19 protein-coding genes are annotated in these 20,381 nt (G+C 60.6%); 9 read left to right on the top strand and 10 right to left on the bottom strand.

Annotated features, from left to right (window positions below; genetic code table 11):
• Positions 1–1,443 (top strand): DUF1501 domain-containing protein, encoded by a 1,443-nt coding sequence (locus OXI69_10575; protein ID MDE2666588.1) that lies wholly within the window; start codon positions 1–3, stop codon positions 1,441–1,443.
• 264 nt (positions 1,444–1,707) lie between these two features.
• Here the strand turns inward: OXI69_10575 and OXI69_10570 are convergent, their stop codons facing one another.
• A complete protein-coding gene (locus tag OXI69_10570; protein ID MDE2666587.1) occupies positions 1,708–2,508 on the bottom strand; it encodes an SDR family NAD(P)-dependent oxidoreductase in 801 nt (266 codons plus the stop codon).
• A gap of 47 nt (positions 2,509–2,555) precedes the next feature.
• Positions 2,556–3,317, bottom strand: a complete 762-nt coding sequence (locus tag OXI69_10565) for a creatininase family protein (protein MDE2666586.1) — start codon at positions 3,315–3,317, stop codon at positions 2,556–2,558.
• A gap of 377 nt (positions 3,318–3,694) precedes the next feature.
• Between OXI69_10565 and OXI69_10560 the strand changes: the two genes are divergently transcribed.
• From OXI69_10560 to OXI69_10545, 4 genes are all read left to right on the top strand, one after another.
• The gene (locus OXI69_10560; protein ID MDE2666585.1) at positions 3,695–5,074 is read left to right on the top strand and encodes a hypothetical protein; all 1,380 of its coding nucleotides are present in this window, start codon (positions 3,695–3,697) and stop codon (positions 5,072–5,074) included.
• 242 nt (positions 5,075–5,316) lie between these two features.
• Positions 5,317–7,782 (top strand): CehA/McbA family metallohydrolase, encoded by a 2,466-nt coding sequence (locus OXI69_10555; protein MDE2666584.1) that lies wholly within the window; start codon positions 5,317–5,319, stop codon positions 7,780–7,782.
• Positions 7,783–7,840: 58 nt separating this feature from the next.
• Complete coding sequence (locus OXI69_10550; GenBank protein ID MDE2666583.1) at positions 7,841–8,878, top strand: Gfo/Idh/MocA family oxidoreductase; 1,038 nt, start codon at positions 7,841–7,843, stop codon at positions 8,876–8,878.
• 40 nt (positions 8,879–8,918) lie between these two features.
• Positions 8,919–9,587, top strand: coding sequence for a carbohydrate-binding family 9-like protein (locus OXI69_10545; protein ID MDE2666582.1), 669 nt, complete (start codon positions 8,919–8,921; stop codon positions 9,585–9,587).
• A 14-nt stretch (positions 9,588–9,601) separates the two neighbouring features.
• Here OXI69_10545 and OXI69_10540 read toward each other — a convergent pair whose 3' ends face one another.
• From OXI69_10540 to OXI69_10525, 4 genes are all read right to left on the bottom strand, one after another.
• Positions 9,602–10,522 (bottom strand): DUF1080 domain-containing protein, encoded by a 921-nt coding sequence (locus OXI69_10540; GenBank protein MDE2666581.1) that lies wholly within the window; start codon positions 10,520–10,522, stop codon positions 9,602–9,604.
• A 113-nt stretch (positions 10,523–10,635) separates the two neighbouring features.
• The gene (locus tag OXI69_10535) at positions 10,636–11,595 is read right to left on the bottom strand and encodes an NAD(P)-binding domain-containing protein (GenBank protein ID MDE2666580.1); all 960 of its coding nucleotides are present in this window, start codon (positions 11,593–11,595) and stop codon (positions 10,636–10,638) included.
• Positions 11,596–11,646: 51 nt separating this feature from the next.
• Positions 11,647–13,368 (bottom strand): carboxypeptidase-like regulatory domain-containing protein, encoded by a 1,722-nt coding sequence (locus OXI69_10530; GenBank protein ID MDE2666579.1) that lies wholly within the window; start codon positions 13,366–13,368, stop codon positions 11,647–11,649.
• 192 nt (positions 13,369–13,560) lie between these two features.
• A complete protein-coding gene (locus tag OXI69_10525) occupies positions 13,561–14,037 on the bottom strand; it encodes a DinB family protein (GenBank protein ID MDE2666578.1) in 477 nt (158 codons plus the stop codon).
• Positions 14,038–14,188: 151 nt separating this feature from the next.
• On the opposite strand from OXI69_10525, the gene OXI69_10520 reads away from it, so the two are divergent.
• The gene (locus OXI69_10520) at positions 14,189–14,431 is read left to right on the top strand and encodes a hypothetical protein (GenBank protein ID MDE2666577.1); all 243 of its coding nucleotides are present in this window, start codon (positions 14,189–14,191) and stop codon (positions 14,429–14,431) included.
• Between the two features lie 34 nt (positions 14,432–14,465).
• Here OXI69_10520 and OXI69_10515 read toward each other — a convergent pair whose 3' ends face one another.
• The 3 genes from OXI69_10515 to moaD form a co-directional block, all read right to left on the bottom strand.
• Entirely contained in the window at positions 14,466–15,551 is a 1,086-nt protein-coding gene (locus OXI69_10515; protein MDE2666576.1) for a type III polyketide synthase, read from the bottom strand.
• Positions 15,552–15,713: 162 nt separating this feature from the next.
• The gene (locus OXI69_10510; GenBank protein MDE2666575.1) at positions 15,714–16,682 is read right to left on the bottom strand and encodes a VWA domain-containing protein; all 969 of its coding nucleotides are present in this window, start codon (positions 16,680–16,682) and stop codon (positions 15,714–15,716) included.
• 84 nt (positions 16,683–16,766) lie between these two features.
• Positions 16,767–17,495, bottom strand: a complete 729-nt coding sequence (gene moaD / locus OXI69_10505) for a molybdopterin converting factor subunit 1 (GenBank protein ID MDE2666574.1) — start codon at positions 17,493–17,495, stop codon at positions 16,767–16,769.
• Positions 17,496–17,689: 194 nt separating this feature from the next.
• Between moaD and OXI69_10500 the strand changes: the two genes are divergently transcribed.
• The 3 genes from OXI69_10500 (at position 17,690) to OXI69_10490 (ending at position 19,698) form a co-directional block, all read left to right on the top strand.
• Positions 17,690–17,980, top strand: a complete 291-nt coding sequence (locus OXI69_10500) for a hypothetical protein (protein MDE2666573.1) — start codon at positions 17,690–17,692, stop codon at positions 17,978–17,980.
• Between the two features lie 463 nt (positions 17,981–18,443).
• The gene (locus tag OXI69_10495) at positions 18,444–18,731 is read left to right on the top strand and encodes an HU family DNA-binding protein (GenBank protein ID MDE2666572.1); all 288 of its coding nucleotides are present in this window, start codon (positions 18,444–18,446) and stop codon (positions 18,729–18,731) included.
• Between the two features lie 13 nt (positions 18,732–18,744).
• Entirely contained in the window at positions 18,745–19,698 is a 954-nt protein-coding gene (locus tag OXI69_10490) for a VWA domain-containing protein (protein ID MDE2666571.1), read from the top strand.
• A 252-nt stretch (positions 19,699–19,950) separates the two neighbouring features.
• Here OXI69_10490 and OXI69_10485 read toward each other — a convergent pair.
• The coding region (locus OXI69_10485; protein MDE2666570.1) for a hypothetical protein at positions 19,951–20,381 on the bottom strand (431 nt) is incomplete at its 5' end.

Below are 20,381 nucleotides of genomic sequence, written 5' to 3'. Positions count from 1 at the left end.
ATGAGCCTTGAACAAGAGCTGGCCCTTCAGATGACGAGACGGCGCTTCTTCGGTCGAGGGGCCAAGGGCATCGGATCGCTGGCCCTGGCATCGCTTCTGAGGGAAGACCTGTATGGCGACTCTCCCGGAAAATCCTACGGCGCGTTGAACCGGCTACACTTCGCACCCACGGCCAAGCGCATCATCTACCTCTTCATGTCGGGAGCGCCATCCCAGCTGGATCTGTTCGACTCCAAGCCGAAACTGGTTGAAATGACCGGACAGCCCATGCCCGAAAGCGTCACCAAGGGCCAACGGATCGCTCAGCTTGCCGGCCGCAAGCTGGTATGCGTCGGGTCCAAGTTCCAATTCGGGAAGCACGGGCGGTCCGGCGCCGAAATGTCGGAACTGTTGCCGCACATGGCCGGTGTAGCCGACGATCTGGCCATCATTCGCTCGATGCATACCGACGCCATCAACCACGATCCGGCCGTGACCTTGATCCAGACGGGAGGACAACAGCCGGGACGCCCCACCATGGGAGCCTGGTTCTCTTACGGCCTGGGCAGCGAAAACCATCAATTGCCGTCCTTCGTGGTCCTGACTTCGGGGGGCGGTCAGGGCCAACCCCTGCTGTCCCGCTACTGGGGCAACGGCTTTTTGCCCAGCAGCCACCAGGGAGTCGAATTTCGCTCCAAGGGAGAGCCCATCCTCTTTGTCTCCAACCCCCGAGGCGTCACCCCTACCTCGCGGCGCCACTTGCTGGACGGGCTGCGGGATCTCAACCGCCTCAAAATGGATGCGGTCGGCGATCCCGACATCGCGGCGCGGATCAAGTCCTTCGAGATGGCCTACCGGATGCAAACCAGTGTCCCGGACCTGATGGATACCGGCCAGGAACCCCGGAAGGTTCTGGAGCAGTACGGCGCTCAACCCGGTGTTCCCTCCTTTGCCAACAATTGCCTGCTGGCCCGGCGGCTGGTTGAGCGAGGCGTCCGATTCATCCAGCTCTACCACCGCGGCTGGGACCACCACAACAGCTTGCCCTCAAACATCGCCCTGCAGTGCCGCCAGACCGACCAGGCTTCGGCGGCGCTGATTCGGGATCTGAAGCAGCGGGGTCTATTCGAGGATACCCTGGTGATCTGGGGCGGGGAGTTCGGGCGAACACCCATGAACCAGGGAGACATGACCCGGGGGAACTACGGCCGGGACCACCACATGAAGGCCTACACCATCTGGATGGCGGGCGGGGGCATCAAGCCCGGCGTCACCATCGGAGCCACCGACGATCTGGGATACAACCCGGTGGAAGAGCCGGTGCACATCAACGACTTCCAGGCTACCGTCCTGCACTGTATGGGGATCGACCACGAGAAGTTCACCTACCGATTCCAGGGGCGCGACTTCCGCCTGACCGACGTGGGCGGCAAAGTCATTGGAAAGGCAGTGGATAGTGGTTAGTGATTAGTTGGGGATAGAAAATCCTATCCCCTGGCAGTGACGTAGCCTAAAGGAGAGCTGCGAAGCTGCGGTTGACGTGGGTAGGCCAAGAAAACGCTGCCTACAAGCCATCCTTATAGAGCAGCGTAGCTGCGGCTCAGGGTAGCCCCGGGCGGGAGCCCGGGGTCGTGTGGATTTGGCAATCCCGCAGCCGCGTAGCGGTGAATCAGGTGCATCCTCTTGGAACCCACTGTCCGTCCATAGTTTGCCAACCCCTCTCCCCGCTCAACCCACCCTGCAGGTGATCCCGCCGTCCACCACCAACTCGATCCCGGTGATGTACTTGGCCTCGTCCGAGGCCAGGAACAACGCCGCGTAGGCCACATCCCAGGCTTCTCCCATCTTGCCCATGGGAACCATGGCGTCCCGTTTCCGGACCATCTCCTCCACGCCTCCCGGCCCATAGGCGTTTTTCAGCGGCTCCACAATCATGGGAGTGTTCAGGAACCCCGGCAGAATGCAATTGGCCCGGATGTTCTTGGGCGCGTACTGGAGAGCAACGCTCTGAGTGAGCTGATTGACGGCCCCCTTGGAGGCGTTATAGGAAATCGACGGGTAGCCCGTGTAGCGAATCGCGGCCAACGAGGAGATGTTGACGATGGCGCCCTTGCCCTGACGCTCCATGACCGGAAGGACGTATTTGCAGCTCAGGAACATGCCCTTGACGTTGACTGCGAACAGGTGGTCCCACTGCTCCTCGGAAATTTCTTCCGGCCCGCCCACCTCCAGGATCCCCACGTTATTGTGGAGGATATCGATCCTTCCGTAGACCTCCAGGCAGTGGTCCACCATGGCCTTGACCTGTTCCGCCCGGGAAACGTCCGTCCGGTGGACGGCGCACTCTCCTCCCTCCTCCAAAATGATGCGGCGGGTCTCCTCGGCTGCATCGGGATTGACATCCACCGCCAGCACCTTGGCGCCCTCCCGGGCAAAGAGCACGGCGACAGCCTTGCCGTTGCCCCAACCGCAGCCGACCGAGCCGGCTCCGGTGACGATGGCTACCTTGTCCTTGAGACGGTCCCCCATGGGATTCCTCCTACCGATAATTGGATGAATTCTGCTCCACCCCCAGGTCATCCGGACTGGTGGAACTCGACGAAGGCTTGGCCCAGGGAACGGATCACCGCCGCCAGGTAGGCCTTTCCAAGCTCCCCATCGCCCTGGTCCGGGCTGTCGGTATACCCGTCCAGGTCTTCCAGAAACCGGTGTTTCTCCGACCGGTAGGGGCCGTAGAAACTGCGGGGGTCGGAGCCGTGGTCTCCCTCGCGATGGGGCAGCGGCTCCACCACCAGATCGGGGCGCAGGGCCATGATCTGAGATGTTTCATAGAAACCCGCATGCCCGGGAAGATTGCCGCTCAGGTGAGCTCTCTCTTCCACCAGGGCATCCCAGGCCACCGTCCAATAGGACATGGCGGCAAATTTGACATTGTGCTTGATGGCCAGATCGCGGGCGACGAGCTGGATCAACTCGTGGTTGCCCCCATGACCGTTGATCAGCACCAGGCTCCGAAACCCGGAGATAATCATGGATTCCCCCAAGTCGGCCAGGACTCGATAGTAGGTTTCGGTGGCGAGCGAGAGGGTGCCGCCAAAGGACAGGTGGTGATGGGAGGAACCAAAGGGCAAGGTGGGAGCGACCAGAACGGATATCGTCCCGCTGGCCTGTTCCGCGGCTCGCCGCGTCACATGTTCGACGGTGAGGAAATCGGTGCCGACCGGCAGGTGCGGACCGTGCTGTTCGACGGCGCCGACCGGCAGCACCAGAAGCGTTTGGGGAGCCAGTTCCCGTGCTTTCTCACGAGTGATCTCGTGAAGCAGAATAGAGGTATTCATGAATAGGATTCTCCTTTTTGACCAAGGCTCGGGCAGTCTCTCGAACTCACGACCTCCGAGTTTTGGAAGACCTTGAAAATACCAGATTTTCAGTAGCTCCGCGTTCAAACAATCGGTGAAGCTTTATGCAAAATTCCCAGCGGGGCAGGTCATCTTGCCGGAAAACCGGAGGTTCTGCCTTTTTCGATATCGGGTGCGATCTGGTCAAAAAGGCTGTCTAAGCACAAAAGGCACAAATTGTGTTTTTGTGCCTCTTGTGGCCATTCCCGGTAAACGTCCCGCTTCCTGATTTTGCAAAAGGTTCGGCACATATCCCTTTTGATGAGTGATAGGCTTGCCCGCATATTGTATCCCGAGGCTGCCGGCAGGAGGATGCCATGAAAATCAACCATCCAATCGATCACTCCATCAGGAAATCTCCAGGACCGTCGACACTCAAGACCAATCGTCGGAGCTTCCTGGCGACCGGCTTTGGAGGATGGCTGGCGGCCACAACATTGTCCAGCGGCTGGAAACCATTACGGGCGGAAGAATCTCCATCGGGCCCGGCTCCCCAAAAGACCCGGATAGCGGTCACTGTCAACGGGGAGAGAGTTCGAACCGTTCCGGCTCAATTTGTGGTGGTCCCCTGGGGCCGGGGGGCTCCCCTCGGCAGGACACGGGACGGCGTCCTCTACGCCGGTTTCTCTACGGAGGGTCCGGGGCTCGAAAGCATCCTGCTGGCCTCCAGCGACGAGGGCCGGACCTGGCGGCAAAAACGTCTGGACTGGTGGCAGTTCTTCGACCACACCCTGGCGAGGGACTCGTCGCGCTGGCTCTTTTTTGACAATCGGTGGGCACTGCGAAGCGACTCATTCGGGATCCTGAAAGACGGCACCCTCCTGTGGGCGTTCCACCAGGCAGCCGATGGCTGCGGGGTCGCGGGACTCGAAGCGGAGTGCTATGTGATTCGAAGCCAGGACGGCGGCAGGAGCTGGCAAGGACCGTTCAGGGTCGACAAGGCACCCTTTCCCTCGATTGGAAACTCCTCAAACCGAATGACCGAATTGCCGGACGGAACCGTGCTCTGGCCCCAGCGCCTGGGCCCGACGTCCACCCGACAGAAAGAGATCAGGCAGGCGGCTGAAGAGTCTTTGCAGCCTTGGACGGAGACTCCCTTTACCGCTACCTACGTCTTTCGGTCCACCGACGGCGGCCGAAGCTGGGGCGAGCGAACCCCACTGCCGGACTGGTCCTTCGAGACGACTCTCTCGCGGTTGCACTCCGGACGGTTGATCGCCGCAATCCGTTACCAGCCTTCCTTCTGGTCAGCCGAGATGATGGAGGAGCAGCTCCACGCGCGTCCTTCCCTGCATGAGGATGGATATCAACCATCCAAGCGGGTCTACCTGGCCGACTCGGAGGATGCCGGCCATACCTGGACCCATTTCCGCCCGGTAAGCCGGACGGTAAACGGGCCTACCGACCTGGCGCTGGGACAGGCTCACGGGGAACTGTCCCAGTTGTCCGACGGAACGCTCATCCTGACCACCGATCACCGCTACCCGCGCCATGAGGCTCAGGTTCTGGCACGGATCAGCCACGACGAGGGTCGAACCTGGAGCGCGGAAGTCTATCACCTCACTCGGGCGGGCGGTTCGGTACTGGGTTCGTCGATCAAGGGCTATGGGACCGGCTATGCTTCCAGTGTGGTCCTGGAGGACGATACCATCGTCACCATGACGGGAGCAGGCACCTGCCTGCGTTGGAGGGTTTAAGCTGCATTTCACACCGGATCAGGTTGTGATAGGCTCACCAGCAAACGAGTTTATGATCCCGCCTGGAGCGCAACAGTAGACTGCGGGGAAACCGTGACGGTGTTTCCCCTGATTCGGACTGCGGTTCGGTTGACTGCATTCAAGTCGCCACCACCGATAGTGGCGCGCCGGTCGGTGCCGCACCCCCTTGCACGCGGGGACAGAATCGGCAACCAGGCGGAATGTTGGCCGGGAGAAAACCCATGAAACACTCACTCTTCAGCCTCCTTGCGGTCTCACTCCTGCTGTCCGTGCCAGCCTTCTCCGACAATCTCCCCGAGGTCGGAAATGTCGAAGCCCAGCCGCTGTTGGCCCAGGCGCTCCGGCTGGATGACGCGCTGACCTTCCTGGGGAGCGGACTATCGCCGGAGGATTCCCGACGGCTGCAAGCGCTGAGGGATGAAGTGCCCGGATCGAAGACGACTCGGAGCATTCAGCAGATCCTGGATCCCTATTGCCTGGCCATGGTGGTGATCAACCCGGAAGCGCGGGTGAAGGTCCTGCGCGGCCCCACCCAACCCGTCCTGGTGCAGAACGGCTGGAAGAGCTTCCTGATCAAGGTCCACAACCAGGCCATGGTCACGACACAACTCGAAGCCGAGAGTCCCAACGCCGAGCCCATCCTGCACCGCTCGACCGGCGCCAAGCGGGCCAAGCCGGAGAACCTTCTCTCTGCCGGCCAGGTCGCCAACCGCTTTCTGGAACTCTACATGTATCGGAGGCGGCCGCTGCTCAGCAACCTGTCCGGGGTCGAGCTCGAATATGCGGTGCTCCAGATATACACCCAGGAAACCGGACGCAAGGAGGCCAAAATCGGCTTCCACGTGGGCCAGGGCACCCAGGATATCGGATTTCGCAGCACCATCGACATCCTGTTCGACTGCCGGGCGGCGACCAAGGTGGTGTTCAGGATCAAGGATCATGACGGCTCCCCGGCTCCCATGGCCTCGCTGGTCATTACCGACGGGATCGAACGAATCGTGGAGGGTTCGGATCCGATGCGGATCAGCGGGAGCCCTCCCTCTGGAAGACCACCGCTTCCCAAGGACTACCGGCTGGCCCTGGCGGCCCGACAGACCTGGGAGGAGCGCGGCGGCTCCGACCTGCCGGCGTCTTCCGGAGCCAAGCGGCTGACGGGAATCCGCCCCCTGCCCTCCCGCCGCCTGGCGGCGCTGGATGAATTTCCGGACTTCTTCTTTCATCCGCAAGTTTACCGAGCCGACGGCGAGCACGTGTTTTTGCCGGCAGGGGAGTATGAAATCACCCTGACCCGGGGTCCGGAGTACCTCCCCCAGACGAAACGCGTCCGAGTGCCCCCCGGGAAGAAAGTCCACGAGGTCCAGCTCCAGCTCACGCGCTGGGTTCACCTGGCCAAGCTGGGCTGGTACAGCGCCGACCACCACGTGCACGCTGCCGGATGCAGTCACTACGAGAGCCCGGAAGAGGGCGTGCGTCCGGAGCACATGTGGCGTCAGACCCAGGGGGAAGATCTGAACATCGCCTCAAATCTCACCTGGGGACCCTGCTGGTATTACCAGAAGAGCTACTTCACCGGAAAGGTGCATCCCCTGTCGAACCAGCAGAACCTGCTGCGATACGACGTGGAGGTCTCCGGCTTCCCCTCCTCTCATGCAGGACATGTCTGCCTGCTCCGGCTGAAAGAGGACGATTATCCGGGGACCAGCAAGGTGGAGGAGTGGCCAACCTGGACCCTACCCATTCTGCAGTGGGCCAAAAAGCAGGACGCCGTGGTCGGTTATGCCCATTCCGGATGGGGGTTGGAACCCATGGAACCGACCGACCTGCTTCCCAACTATGTGCTGCCCAAGTTCGACGGCATAGGAGCCAACGAGTACATCGTCACCGTTACCCAGGATGCGGTCGACTTTTTTTCTGCCGGGGACACCCCCGCTCCCTGGGAACTCAATATCTGGTACCACGTCCTCAACACCGGGTTCCGAACGCGCTTGAGCGGTGAGACCGATTTCCCTTGCATTTTCGATGACCGAGTGGGGATGGCCAGAAGCTATGCCAAGCTGGACGGTCCCCTCAATTTCGACCGGTACATGGACCAGATTCGAGCCGGGCGCAGCTATGTTTCCGACGGGGCATCCCACATCATCGACTTTTCCGCCAACGGACTGGAACTGGGAACCCGGGAGAGCGAGCTGAACCTGGCGGGAGCGCAAACGGTCGAGATTCGATCCCGGGTGATCGCCTATCTGCCTGATCGGCAGGACGAGGTGGGTGCCATTATCGCTTCCAGACCACTGGACCGCCCCCCCTACTGGCATATCGAGCGCGCCCGTCAGGGAGAGACCCGCCAGGTTCCGCTGGAGCTGATTGTCAACGGAGAGCCCGTGGCCAGGAAGATGGTCGAGGCGGATGGGCAGTGGCGCGAGGTGAGCTTCAAACACCCCGTGGATAAGTCCAGTTGGCTGGCCCTGCGGATCTACCCCAGCTCGCACACCAATCCCATTTTCGTTCAGGTGGGGGGCGAACCGGTTCGGGCCTCACTCCGGAGTGCCGAATGGTGTCGCCGGGCCGTGGACCAGTGCTGGAAAATGAAGAGTCCGCGGATTCGTCCCGAGGAACGCAAGCAGGCTGCCGCGGCCTATCAGCGCGCGCGAGACGTCTACGACCGCATCATTCGGGAAAGCCAGCCGTAGCTCCATCGGCAGGCCATGGTCATCCGGGCGTGGTTCGACGGGAAAGGAGGGACAAGAGATGAGCGATGTGCGAGTGGGCATTGTGGGTCTGGGCTGGGTGGCCGGCGCCCACATCGATGCCTTCAAAGCAGTTTCCGGAGCCCGGGTGACGGCGGTCTGCTCGCGGCGGCAGCTCGATGAAGCCGCGTTGAGCCGGGACTACGGCACCCCGCTTCGAGCCTTCACCAGCTACCAGGAGATGCTGGCAGATCCTGACATTGACGCCATTGACATCTGCACTCCCCACCCGCAGCATGCTCGGCAGGCCATCGCCGCCGCCAGGGCCGGCAAGCACCTCATCATCGAGAAGCCCCTCTGCCTCTCCTTCGAGGACGCCCTGGAGATGCAGGCTGCAATTCGGCAGGCCGGCGTTCAGACCTGCGTCTGTTTCGAATGCCGCTATAGCCAGCACTTCGACCTGATCCGCTCCTGCATCGACGAAGGCCTTCTGGGCGAGATTCACTACGCGGAAGTCGATTACTACCACGGAATCGGTCCCTGGTACGGGCAGTTCGGCTGGAACGTCAAAAAGGACTTCGGGGGCAGCAGCCTCCTCACCGCCGGTTGTCATGCCCTGGACGGCCTGCTCTACTTCACCGGGTCCCGAGTCGAGGAGGTCACCAGCTACGGCACCAGGTCGGGCAACGCGATTTTCGAGCCCTACGAGTACGACACCAGCACCGTCACTCTGCTCAAGTTCAGCGACGGCACGATCGGAAAGGTAGCCTCGATCGTGGACTGCCTGCAGCCCTACTACTTTCACATTCACCTGGTGGGGAGCGAAGGCAGCCTGCTCGACAACCGCATCTACAGCCAGAAGCTGAAAGGAATGACCAAGGCTCGCTGGAGTGTCCTGGAAACCGCCCTGATCGACTCGGGCGATGTGGTGGACCATCCCTATCAGCCCCAGTTTCAAGCCTTCGCCGACAGCGTCTCCCAGCGGCGTCCCATGCCGCTCACCGATTTCGAGACGGCCTTCGAGACTCATCGGGTGGTTTTTGCGGCCGACCGCTCGGCAGCTGAAGGCCGCACGGTGAAACTGGCCGAGTTTTCCTGACCGGCAGGGTCGGGTAGCCCGCAGACCAAGAGATTCTGAAATGAGCCCGAACCCCGCCTACCTGAGCACTCATCGGGCCCTTGTTCCGCCCCTCCCCGGGGATTTCGAGCCGGACGCGGACCTCGCCAAGCCTGTCTGGGGCGGGGTTCCATGGTTGAACCTGCACCACTACCGAAAGCCGGGTAGAACGATTCCGGGAGTAATCACCGCGGTGGCGGTGGCCTATACACCCTCAAGACTCTACCTGGCCTACCGGTGCCAATACTTCGAGATGCACTGCTACCAGGGTGAGGACCCGGGACCGGAGCGCTGGCTGTTGTGGGACCGGGACGTGGTGGAGGCTTTCGTCAACCCCTTCCCCCAGAGCATGAACAGCTACTGGGAGTTTGAAGTCGCCCCCAACAATCAGTGGATCGACCTTGCCATCGACCTGGACCGGGAGCCCGTGCTGGACGCCGGCTGGGATTCCGGCTTCGCCCATGCCACCCGGGTCGATGAGGGTAAAAAGGAATGGACCTGCGAGATGAGCATTCCCGCCGGAGCGATGGGTGTTGACTGCATCCGGCCCGGCATGGAATGGCGGATCAACTTCTTTCGGTGTGACGGAGTCGGGGAGATCCGGCAGCGCCGACTGCTCGCCTGGAGCCCGCCCCTGGCGGATTCATTCCACATCCCCAGTCGATTCGGCACGATCCTCTTTCAACCGTAACCCCCGTTTCCGAATCAATCCAGGGGCAGGACCCAGATGTTCCGGTACTGCACGGAGTCGCGGTGATCCTGCAGGAGCAGCGGTCCGCGTTCGCTCTCTTGGTTGCTGACACCTCCCGGGGTGAGCCTGGGAAGCTCCCGGTTCAAGTGAATCACTTCGCCGTTGTGCCGGACCGTGATTTTGGCATTGGCGGTCTTGCTGCCGCTTGAATCGAAGCGGGGGGCCCGAAAGATGATCTCGTAGGTCTGCCACTGCAGCGGAGGCAGCGAGGCATTGACACGCGGAGCGGCAATTCTGTAGATGCCTCCGCAACCGTTGTCCATCGGCTCCAGGCCGAAGCTGTCCAGGACCTGAACTTCGTAGCGTCCCTGGACATAGACGCCGCTGTTGCCGCGGGCTTGACCCCGGGCCTCCGGCATCAGCGGAGTGCGAAACTCCAGATGGATGCGAACATCCCCGAACGACCGGCGGGTGACAATGTTTCCCCGGGTCACTTCCATGCTGCCGTCTTCCCGCAGCTTCCAGCCTGCGGGCTGCCCGTCCCGGTGCATCCAGGACTCCAGGCCGGTGCCGTCGAAAAGGACAACCGCCTTGTCGGGAGGCTTGGCTCCCAGACGAGGTGGACGGCGCTCCATCCTCGCCAGGGAGAACCGGGCTGTCGAGCCGGAGTCGGCGCACGTGCCCCTGAACCCCGCAGAGTCAACCTGTCCTTGAAGTTGACACGCACCGCCGGAACCCTGCCCCAGATTCAGGGAACCGGAAAACTCAACCCTCTCGCCCTTTCGGCGACCGGCGGACTCACCCGCGTTCCAGGCTCCATCCTTGTCCAGTCTCATCACAGCCCGATAGCGGTCCCCGCCCTCGGCCACAATTCGAGCCTCCAGGATCCGTTCGACCCCGTCGTCGCCGCGGAGCTTTCCTTTCCATTCACCCATAGCGGAATCGCCGGCAAGGACCGCTCCGGCGCCAAGGTAGAAAGAAACCATCAGTATTGGAATCAGGGAGAAACGCATGTCTCTCGGTGGCAAGGATCGACGGATTGGGGGACTCAGGTCATGACGTTTCGGGGATTTCCCTGCAGAAACGCCAGCACGTTGTCCACCACGCCCTCGTTGAGAAGCTCCACTCCTTCGGGAGTCATATCGGCGCAGTGGGGCGTCAGAACCACCTGCTCGCAGGCACGCAGGGGGTGGCCCGGCGGCAGCGGCTCCACCTGAAACACGTCAACTCCAGCGCCGCCCAGGTGCCCCGCCCCCAGGGCTGCCGCCAGGGCTTCCTCATCCACCAGGGCCCCGCGGCCGACGTTGATCAGGACCGCTCCCGGCTTCATGCGGGACAGCTCGGACTCACCGATGAGATGCCGGGACTGTTCGGTCAGCTTGAGATGGAGGCTGACCACGTCGGAGCGGCATAGCAACTCTTCCAGCTCCACAAAAGTGACGCCCAGTTGAGCGGCTCTCTCAGCCGACGGATGAAAGGTCCAGGCGATGACTCTCATGCCGAGGAGGCGCCCCAACCGGGCCATCTCGGCTCCGATGTTGCCCGTCCCCACCACTCCCAACGTCTTGCCCTGCAGAAAGAGGCTGTCGACACGGACCCAATCACCCGCACGAATCGAGGCTGTCTGGTACGCGGCCCGCTTGGCGACCGCAAACATCAGGCCGAAGGCGTGCTCGGCTACTATGGGCGCGGTCTTGCCCGGCACGTTGCAAACGATGATTTCCTGAGTCCTGGCAGCCTCGATATCGATGGCGTCGATGCCGATCCCGCAGACGGTGATCATCTTGAGCCGGGGCAATTCCTTCAAGACATCTGCCGGCCATTTAACCGAGTTGCGGGAGTTGATCAGCACGTCGGCCTGCCGGGCCCGCCGTATCTTCTCCTCGCTTGACTCGGGGCGCGCGGGGTAGAGAACCACCTCTGCCACGGATCCTAACCGTTCCAACTGCGGCGAACCCTCGCATTGGGGAGGATCGTCTCCGGGAATGACGACAACCGGTTTAGGCATCTTCGATCCTTTCGGTAACAGGTTCCGTTGGGGTACACACAGGGGACGGCTTCAGTTGGTGGCGGGCGCCTGCAGCGCCACCAGGTTATTGCTGGACATCTCGCCTGCGGAAAGGTCGATCGTGGTCGAATCCCCTTCCAGGCCATTCAGGTATTCCGGCTCGCTTTCGCGCCCGGGTTCATGTTCGACCAGGGCGCACACCAGGTATTCGGCAGGCGGCAGGCCCTCCAGAGAATATCTTCCGGTCTGGTCGGTTTGAGTCGTCCTGGTAAAGCGCGAAAAGCTTCCTCTCTGTTGAGGATCGGCGGCAAAGACCAGGACGGTGGCTCCATCGACCGCTTTCCCATCCTCCTCGCTTTGCACCACGCCGCTGATTCGAGATCCGTTGGGGGACACCCGGACCTCCACACCCGCCAACTGGTCATGGTCGTTCATCTCTATCAGTCGGTCGATAATGTCCTGTCCCTGGGCGCGGATGGACTCGACGTAGTGATTGCCGGGCGGAAGGTTGACAGACAAGCGATACAGTCCTCCGGGAAGGTTTGCAATCCTGAAGCTGAAGTCCTCCTCAATCGGGCGTCCCCCACCACCACCGAACCCGAATCCCCTGCGGCCGCCTTCAGTGGGCCTGATGACCACTGAAACACGGCGCCAATTCAAGGTGGGATCCTCGTTCTCCGAAACAATCCTGCCGGTGATGGAGGCACCCGACCCCAAGGCCAGTGTCAACCCCTGGATGTCCCGGTCGATCACTTCCACAGACGCGCTGGCAATCTGCGGTTCCTGTCCGCGTCCCCTGCGGCCGGCGATCAGACGATACTTGCCCGGCAGCAGACCGCCCACCCTGAATGTTCCCTGAAGGTCCGTGTCCGCACCTCCTCTCAGGGACAACTGACCGGGGGCGGACCGGTTGACCGTCATGATCCGAACCGACTGAGCCAAGCTTCCGTCCGACGCCAGCACCCGCCCGCTCACACTGTAGGTGTAGCCTTCGATCAGGGTGAGATGAAAGCCCCCCACTTCGCCACCCGCGCTCACCTCAATTTTGGTCGCCTGCTCGGGACTCGGGACTCCAGGATAGTAGGTTGGAGGAAAGGACTGCCCCCGCCTTCCCCTCCGGCGGGAAAAGGGAACGCCACCGCCCTGCATCGCGCTCAGGAAATAGCTTCCCGGCGGAATGTCGAAGAGGCGAAACTGACCCCGGTCATCGGTCTGGGCTCGGCTCACCGGGGTCAACGCACGCTCGCCTTGAACGGTCTGGTAGCCACTCAAGGTTACAATGACTCTCGAAAGAGGTTCGTAGTCCTGATCCGCCACCCGTCCCTCCACTACGCCCCCCCGAATCAGATTGAAGTCGATCCCGCTCAACACCTGCCCGTCCCTCAGGGTCAGGGGAGTGCCACCCTGCTGCCCTCTGAATGTCTGGACTCTCTTCTGGCCGTAATTCTGGGGGAGAAAGCCGTTCCGCGTCACGCTCAGCAGATATTTGCCGGCCTGGAGGTCTCTGAATTCGTATTGGCCACGATCATTGGAGCGAGCGGTCAACTCCCCGGCACCTCGGCGGCTACCCGACTTCCGGAGCGACACCGTCGCCTTGGCCAGCGGACTTTCGCCGTCAACAGCCAAGACCGTTCCCCGAATCACTCCCGGTTCGCGCTCCTCCCGGTCTTGATCGGAACTTCTCGGAAACTGACCTCGGAATTGTCCCCTCGCGGCAGTCAGGCCAACCAACAGACAAACAACCAAAGGTAGAAACAGGGATCGGGCTCTCATGACTTGCTCACTCGATCGACCACTCGAGATCTTCGGATAGAGACATTATGCGGCAGATAGCGCGGGGATTCCATTGCCGCAACGGCTTGCCTCGGGTCCGGCAGTACCGGGCTGCTTCCGAAACCGGGTTCGCCAAACGCGCCGCCGGCACAACCCCACGGCTCGGTGCAGAGGGGCGACAGCGACCACCCTTCAGTCCGGCCAGTTGGACAGCCATTTTCTCACCTGGACAATTTGCCCGAGGTGGTAGGCGTTGTGGTCTGCAATCAGCAGGATCTGACGCAGGTAGGTGCGCCCCTGGCCGTGAGGGATCCTGGCGGTCAGGTCCAGAGTCGTGTCTCTTACCAGGGCCGTCGACTCCTTCAAATCCGCATTGAAAGCGGAAATCGTTTGGGCCCACAGGGCTTCGGTCGGATTGCTCCCGGGATTCGGCCAATATCCGGAGGGCCATTCCGGAGACTGCCAGGATCCATCCAGGGTGTAGCGAAGAATGTCCTCCTGGGCGATTTTCATGTGCACCAGTTCTTCCCAAACCGAGTGCAGGCTCGGGTGAGGTCTCACGTTTCGCAGCCGGCCCTCGATACCCGACAGCGTTTTTTCGACGGTTACGTGAGCCTGCCCTCCCTCCAGGAGTTGGACCAGTTGGTCACGCAACACCGAATCTTGCATGGGCATCCCTCCGCGAATCAGAAAACACCGCTGAATGGATTCGTCACTCCGAGGCTCGAATCACTAAACGACCGCTCGACATCGTCCGGTTTCAGAAAAAAATTGAGTGGTGTGGCGTTTACAAAATCCGGCAGGGGGACCCTTTTCGGGAATGACCACAAAAGGCACAAAAACACAAAAAGAGCAGAACGAAATCAAGAAATTCGTTTTGTGCCTTTTGTGGTTAGACAGCATTGCTCACCAGGGCGGACCCGATATTGAAAAAGGCAGAGCATCACGTTTGCCCGCAAAATTTCCTGCCCCGTTGCGAATTTTGCAAAAAGCTCTGGTGTTTTGGACACCAGTAACAGCGGGTTGGGACCCGCAAGCTTGCCGCAGTGGCTGCTGTTTTTGAGGATAGAGCGGGGATCGAATCCGGGAGAGGAAAATCAGTCGGGCCGGCCGTTGAGCCATTCAAACAGGGCCATCTCGGCCACAAACCCCGGACCGAAGGCAACCATAAGACCCAGGTCCCCCACTTGAGGAGCCGAACGGTTCTGGATCTCCTGCATTACGGCCAGAACGGTGACGCTGCTCATGTTTCCCTTGTTGAACAGCACCTTGAGCGTGGGCTCGATGTCCTCGCGGCTCAAGCCCAATTGATTGGCGATGATCTCCACGATTCGCACGCTGCCGGGATGCATGACGAAGTGGCTCAGAGATTCGGCGGAGAGCTGGCACTCCTGCAGGAAACCCTCCAGGGTCGGCTTGATCCGCTTCTTGATGAAGGGAGGAATTTCCGGGGACAGAATGATCCGCAATCCCTCGTTGCGGAGTTCAAAGCCCATGTAATCCAGGGTGCCGGGGAAGAACCGGGTGGTGCAGCGCTGCATGGCCGGGAGTGGTTCGGGGCTGTTGAGCTTGCCGGAAATGACGGTGGCGGCCACGCCATCGCCAAACAGAGTCGAGCACACGATATTGGTCATGCTCAAGTCATTGAGCAGAAAGGTCTGGGAGCAAAACTCGTGGGCCAGCAGGACCACCGTTCGTTCCGGATAGGCACGACAATATTCCCAGGCCCGCATCAGTCCGACCGCACCGCCGGCACAGCCATGCTCGGTAAGAATCATGCGAGAGGCATCGATTCCCAACGTATTCATAATGTGGGCGTCGACGCCGGGAATCACAAAACCGGTGCAGGACACGCTGATGAACATGTCGACATCGGAAGGATGGATCCGGTTCAGCTCCAGGGTCTGCTGAACGGCCTCGGTTCCCAGCTTGATGGAGGCCTCGACATATTGGGTGTTGGTGGTATGAAAATCTCTGGTCTGGAGGACCTCGTCGGGCGGAAGCAGGATGTAACGGGACTCGATCTGGGTCTTGTCCAGTACGGACTCCAGCTTGGCGATCGTTTGGTCGCTCTTGCCGCGCTCCTCCAGCCATCGCCGCAGGTAGGCTCGACTGACATCCACACTGACCTTGTGGGGAGGATGGGTTACGGCAACTTTGCCCGTCTGGACATGACTTGGCAACGTGCGGTCCTCTATTCGTTCACGGGAATACCCGGATCACCGAATTGGGGCTCGAAGGTGCTGCTGTCGGAGGCAAACTCCAGGGTTCTCTTGTCGAATCGCCCGAGTACTATAACCGCAATACCGGGCGTTGACAAAACGTTATTTGTCTGGAGACGGTGACTATCGGGCGGAGGCGGGAGGGGACGGCTCGGCTGTTGCATAGTAGCCGCTTCGCGCTCTCACTTGGGCTCCGGCCAGGTCCACCTTGATTCTGATCCTGCGGAACTCTTCCGGTTCCCGGTCGTGCCTGGGGTAGTAGCCCAGGAGGTATTGCGTCCGCAGCTCCTCTCCGATCCGCGTAAAGGACTCCCGCAAGGCATCGGGAGATGCGACCAAGTAGGTCCTTCCTCCAGTTTTCCGAGTGAGGTAGATCATACTGCGCTCACCTGCCAGATTCCGTCCGGCTTCGCTCTTGATGGGCTGTACCAGCAAAACATAGACAACGGCTTCGGACGCAAGCACCTGTCGGAGGCACTGTTCCATTGAAACCTTGCTGGTCGTATCCGTACCGTCCGAGATAATCAAGATTACCCTGCGCCCTCGAGACAACGAAAGCGCTTGCGAGGCCAGATAAACAGCGTCGTACAGTGAAGTTCCACCTCGCGGACGGATGGAGCGCAGTGCCTTGGCCATGGCCTTGGGACGGGAGGTGTCCCGCACCAACTCAACCACGTTTTCAGACACCTGCAGGACCGATACCCGATCCCTGGGTTTCACCACCACCCGCAAAAAGTCAATGGCCGCTTCCTGTTGAGACCCCAGCGCGGTCGTGATGCTCAGAGAGCTGTCGAACAGCAGTTGAAGCCTCAGGGCCCGGTCGGACTCCCTGGCGAAGAGAGCGATCTCCTGAGGATTTCCGTTTTCGAAGAGGTGAAAGTCATTTCGGCTCAGCCCCGCGGCCAAAGCGCCCTCAGCCGTTGTCACCGAGGCCAGCACCGTGACCAGGTCAACGTCTACAACGAGTTTATAATCGTCATTCGAGGATTCCTGGGAAGGCACAGGTACCGCACCCGGAATCAACAGGCAGAGTGCAGTCCAATACAGAATGGGTGTGAGTCTCGAACTACAAGAGGGAATCGTGGCGGGCATGGTTCGACGACCTGGCGTTTCCTCAAACCTCAGATGAATCGCCAGGTGGCCGGGTTGTAACTGGCGTCCTGTCTCCGAAATAAGCTAGGAAGGCGCCGGATCAGCCTCGGCCGGACGACATTCGCCTTCCACCCAGACTTCGCCGTCTTCGAAGAACTCCTTCTTCCAGATGGGGACCGTCTGCTTCAGCCGGTCGATGGCATACCGGCAGGACTCGAAGGCGACCCCACGATGCGGTGAAGTAACGACAATGGCGACACTCACTTCGCCGATCTCCAAGCGTCCCAACCGATGGACCATGCCCACCTGTCCGATCTGCCAGCGTTGCCTGAGGAACTCGCCGATCTCGCGCATCTTGCGAAGCGCCATGGGCTCATAGGCCTCGTAATACAAATGAGTGGTCTTGCGCCCGCGGGTGTTGTTGCGGACAATCCCGAAGAAGGTGACGGCGGCCCCATCCTGGTCGCGGGTGAGCTGAGATACCAGTCCCCGGGTTTGAATCCTTTCCCGGACGATCCGGTAAATATCTCCGTCCGCGTCGACGGGATAGTCGGCATTCGGTGGTGTCTGGCCACCACTGACGGGTGGAAACAGGGCCAACTCATCCCCCTCCACAACAGGTGTGTTCCAGTCCGCAAACTCCTGATTCACGGCCACCAGCAGGCTGCGACTGAAGGCTTCCAGTTCGGGGTGTCGGGCACGCAGGATTCGATAGGCATCGCCGACCGACTCGATATCCGGGCTGTCCAATTCGACGCAATCCGTACCGAGCAGGTCCCTCAGCCGCGCAAACAGGAGGATTCGCACTTTCATGGCAACCATTGGAAAGTAAGATCCGGTCTGCCGTCAAGCCAAAATCCACTTGAGACCGCAGTGTTCACGGGCAATCCGGACAGGGATGTCGATTTCAGGCATACCTTGACTGATACAATGGGTGTCTGTCCCAGGCAGGATCCGTTCGCCGGTGTCCTCGCGGCTTGGAACTGTCTGATTTGGAGCTACCAGTCATGTCGGGGTCCAATTCCAGCGGCTTCCAGCGAAATCTGCGCCCGGGGAGTCCAGGTACGTTCGTCTGCAAAGCCTGCGGCGCACGTCTGGAGGTCGTGGTGCACTTCAATGGACGTATCGTCTGGCCGGTCGAGCCCGGAAACCCCGAATTCGGCGAGGAGCAGCCATACCTGAGAGGCGAAACTCGAAAGGTGTCGGTAGTGTGCACCGCCGATATCTTCCACTCCAGCGGTTACCACGTGGTGGACGGCGTGCTGGCCGAGACCCGGGACGCCCGCTCCAGCGACTAGTGTGCTGTCTCAGAACCGTTGATGTCGATGCCCCCGGTGGGCCTGAATAAGCCGCGATCATCCGGTTATTGAGAGCCATCACCCTTGGCTAACCAGCGCCCGGAATAGACCTTGACAAGGCTTGACTCAGAAATATATAAAGCTCGCAATTCAGCCCGCATTTCGCACCGGGGACTGCACTCGAGAGGCAAGTGCAGAGAATGGCGCAGAATGTTTCCCTTCAGCGCGCGGTCTCGATCGACAAACGTAACGCCGGCTACGTTTTAGGGAGGATGTGCACCGCCAAGGGAAAGAAACATATCGAGCCCGTCGGGCTCCTTTCGGGCGGCACAAGCTCGAAGCCAGGCGGCACGGAACGCCGAAGACAACCTCATTATTAACGTAAATACCCAGCGACTCGGTGAGAGATGCGGGGGCCAGGCCAGCTTTCCGCACCAAATCGGGCCAACAAGGAGGGAACGACGTGAATAAAGCCGATCTTATTGAGAAAATCGCCAAGGATGCCAAAATCAACAAGACGCAGGCCGACGCCGCCATCAATTCAGCCTTGGCGGGAATCCAGAGCGCGCTCAGAAGAGGTGAACGGGTGACCTTGGTCGGCTTTGGGACTTTTTCAACAGGCACTCGGAAAGCCAGAACCGGTCGAAATCCCCAGACAGGCAGCTCCATCAAGATCGAAGCCAAGAAGGTCGCCAGGTTCTCCCCCGGGGCTGACCTGAAAGCTGCGGTCAACCGCAAGAAAAAACGCTAGCGACAAGGCTTGAATGCCGGAAAATCCTGAACTCAACCGGATCGGGAATCGTTCCCGAAACGGAAGTCGGATCCGACTTCCGATCAAGGGAGTTCTACTGTGCAGCCTGCTGCTGCTCCCCGACGGGCTCTTCAAAGGGCCGGCTCGTTCCGGCCACAGGCCCCTGCCTGTATCTCTCCACGTGGCGGTAACTGACCGGAACGGGAATCCGGTCGAAAATCTCCAGGCCGCCGACTTCGAAGTCTTCGAGAAAAAGAAGCCGCAACGGGTGACCCGGGTCCGTTTCGAGAGAAACGTCCCGGTCTCGCTCGGCGTGCTCGTCGACGTGAGCAAGAGCATGGAGGGGGTGGGGATTCGCCTGGCATTGAAGCTGCTGAAACGCTTGGCGACCAAGCTGGAAAGCCCGGACGAACTGTTTGTCAACGCTTTCAGTGGCGAATCCCACGAGCTTCTCGATTACATGGCTCCGGAAGATTATCTGGAGGAACCCGTCGAAAACCTGTCAACCGGCGGTAGACCGCACATGGGCCAAGCTCTGGATTTGGCCCTGATCAAGCTGCGTGCCGCCAGCAATACCAATCGCGCCGTCCTGTTCATCTCGGCAGGGCGGGACATCGCCGGCCCCGCGACGCTGGACCACATCGCGCGACACCGTCATCCCGTCTACGCGCTGGGAATAGAGGGAGCCGTCAGTTTCAGGACAAGGGTCAAGATTCTGAACGTCAAGGGCTCAGCCCTCAAGGTCTATGCCGGCCATTCCGGTGGATCGGTGTATTTCGTGGAAACTGAAGAAGAGGCCGCCGACCCTCTGGAGATGCTGCCCTACCAGCTCAAGAATCGATTCGTGCTGGAGTACCTTTCCACTCATCCCAAAAGAGACGGTAAATTCAGAAAGATTCGGGTGGCGGTGAATCAACCCCAATACCAGGTTCGGTACCTGAAAAAGTACCAGGCGCCGCGACGTTAGTGTCCTTTAATTTGAGCGACACCCGCGGCAGCCGACCCTTACCTGAAACAAACGCCGAAAGTCAGGAAGCCGCAGGTTTGCGGCGTCGCGTATGCCCCCTCCGCATCAGCCTTCGCCTGCGGCTCGGCTTCTGCGACTCCCCCTCAAGGGGGGAGTCGGCGAGGCAAACGCGGCGTCCCTTCGACCAAGCCGAAGCCCGCAGTTGAGCCGGTGCCCCCCCCAAGTCTCCGAGGTTCGTTAGAGTCCTCTGTTTCACCCGGCATGATCCGACCCCTCGTCGGGCACGGGCGGCCGGCCGGCCAAATCCTCGATCACTTCCTTGCAGCGACGGGCAACCACTACTTCCTCGCCCGGCTCCAGCATCCATGAACTCAACTCCAGGCGGTTTCCCTCGGTGGGGACGGGAGAGACCTCAATTCGTGGTTCGCCCCGCCGGAGCGCCTCCAGGAAATGCTCCTTGCTGAACTTGAGAATTCGGTCATCCCATTCAACAGCCAAATGAGGAACCTGGCTGGAGATGACCGGAACGAATGGTCTCGTTGTGATTCCGGGAATTTCATGAAAAGCCTGGGCGATCACCTGAAGCTGCCGCTCCCAACGTTCCCAATCGGCCTGATGATCTCTTTTCAAGTAGAGTTCCAGAGCTTTCCATAGACCGACGATCTCCTCCTTACCGACCTTGG

The organism is Acidobacteriota bacterium, from assembly GCA_028875575.1.
Lineage (GTDB): Bacteria > Acidobacteriota > Terriglobia > Versatilivoradales > Versatilivoraceae > Versatilivorator.
Note: the sequence above shows the minus strand (reverse complement) of the source record. Positions and strands in the feature narration are given on the sequence as shown.

Excerpts from the sequence above, each read along its gene's own strand:
- OXI69_10490 (MDE2666571.1), top strand. The coding sequence starts at position 18,745 with ATGCCGGAAAATCCTGAACTCAACCGGATCGGGAATCGTTCCCGAAAC.
- OXI69_10540 (MDE2666581.1), bottom strand. The coding sequence starts at position 10,522 with ATGGGTGAATGGAAAGGAAAGCTCCGCGGCGACGACGGGGTCGAACGG.
- moaD (MDE2666574.1), bottom strand. The coding sequence starts at position 17,495 with ATGAAAGTGCGAATCCTCCTGTTTGCGCGGCTGAGGGACCTGCTCGGT.
- OXI69_10575 (MDE2666588.1), top strand. The coding sequence starts at position 1 with ATGAGCCTTGAACAAGAGCTGGCCCTTCAGATGACGAGACGGCGCTTC.
- OXI69_10550 (MDE2666583.1), top strand. The coding sequence starts at position 7,841 with ATGAGCGATGTGCGAGTGGGCATTGTGGGTCTGGGCTGGGTGGCCGGC.
- OXI69_10535 (MDE2666580.1), bottom strand. The coding sequence starts at position 11,595 with ATGCCTAAACCGGTTGTCGTCATTCCCGGAGACGATCCTCCCCAATGC.
- OXI69_10560 (MDE2666585.1), top strand. The coding sequence starts at position 3,695 with ATGAAAATCAACCATCCAATCGATCACTCCATCAGGAAATCTCCAGGA.
- OXI69_10555 (MDE2666584.1), top strand. The coding sequence starts at position 5,317 with ATGAAACACTCACTCTTCAGCCTCCTTGCGGTCTCACTCCTGCTGTCC.
- OXI69_10510 (MDE2666575.1), bottom strand. The coding sequence starts at position 16,682 with ATGCCCGCCACGATTCCCTCTTGTAGTTCGAGACTCACACCCATTCTG.
- OXI69_10525 (MDE2666578.1), bottom strand. The coding sequence starts at position 14,037 with ATGCAAGATTCGGTGTTGCGTGACCAACTGGTCCAACTCCTGGAGGGA.
- OXI69_10530 (MDE2666579.1), bottom strand. The coding sequence starts at position 13,368 with ATGAGAGCCCGATCCCTGTTTCTACCTTTGGTTGTTTGTCTGTTGGTT.
- OXI69_10500 (MDE2666573.1), top strand. The coding sequence starts at position 17,690 with ATGTCGGGGTCCAATTCCAGCGGCTTCCAGCGAAATCTGCGCCCGGGG.
- OXI69_10545 (MDE2666582.1), top strand. The coding sequence starts at position 8,919 with ATGAGCCCGAACCCCGCCTACCTGAGCACTCATCGGGCCCTTGTTCCG.
- OXI69_10565 (MDE2666586.1), bottom strand. The coding sequence starts at position 3,317 with ATGAATACCTCTATTCTGCTTCACGAGATCACTCGTGAGAAAGCACGG.
- OXI69_10520 (MDE2666577.1), top strand. The coding sequence starts at position 14,189 with ATGACCACAAAAGGCACAAAAACACAAAAAGAGCAGAACGAAATCAAG.
- OXI69_10570 (MDE2666587.1), bottom strand. The coding sequence starts at position 2,508 with ATGGGGGACCGTCTCAAGGACAAGGTAGCCATCGTCACCGGAGCCGGC.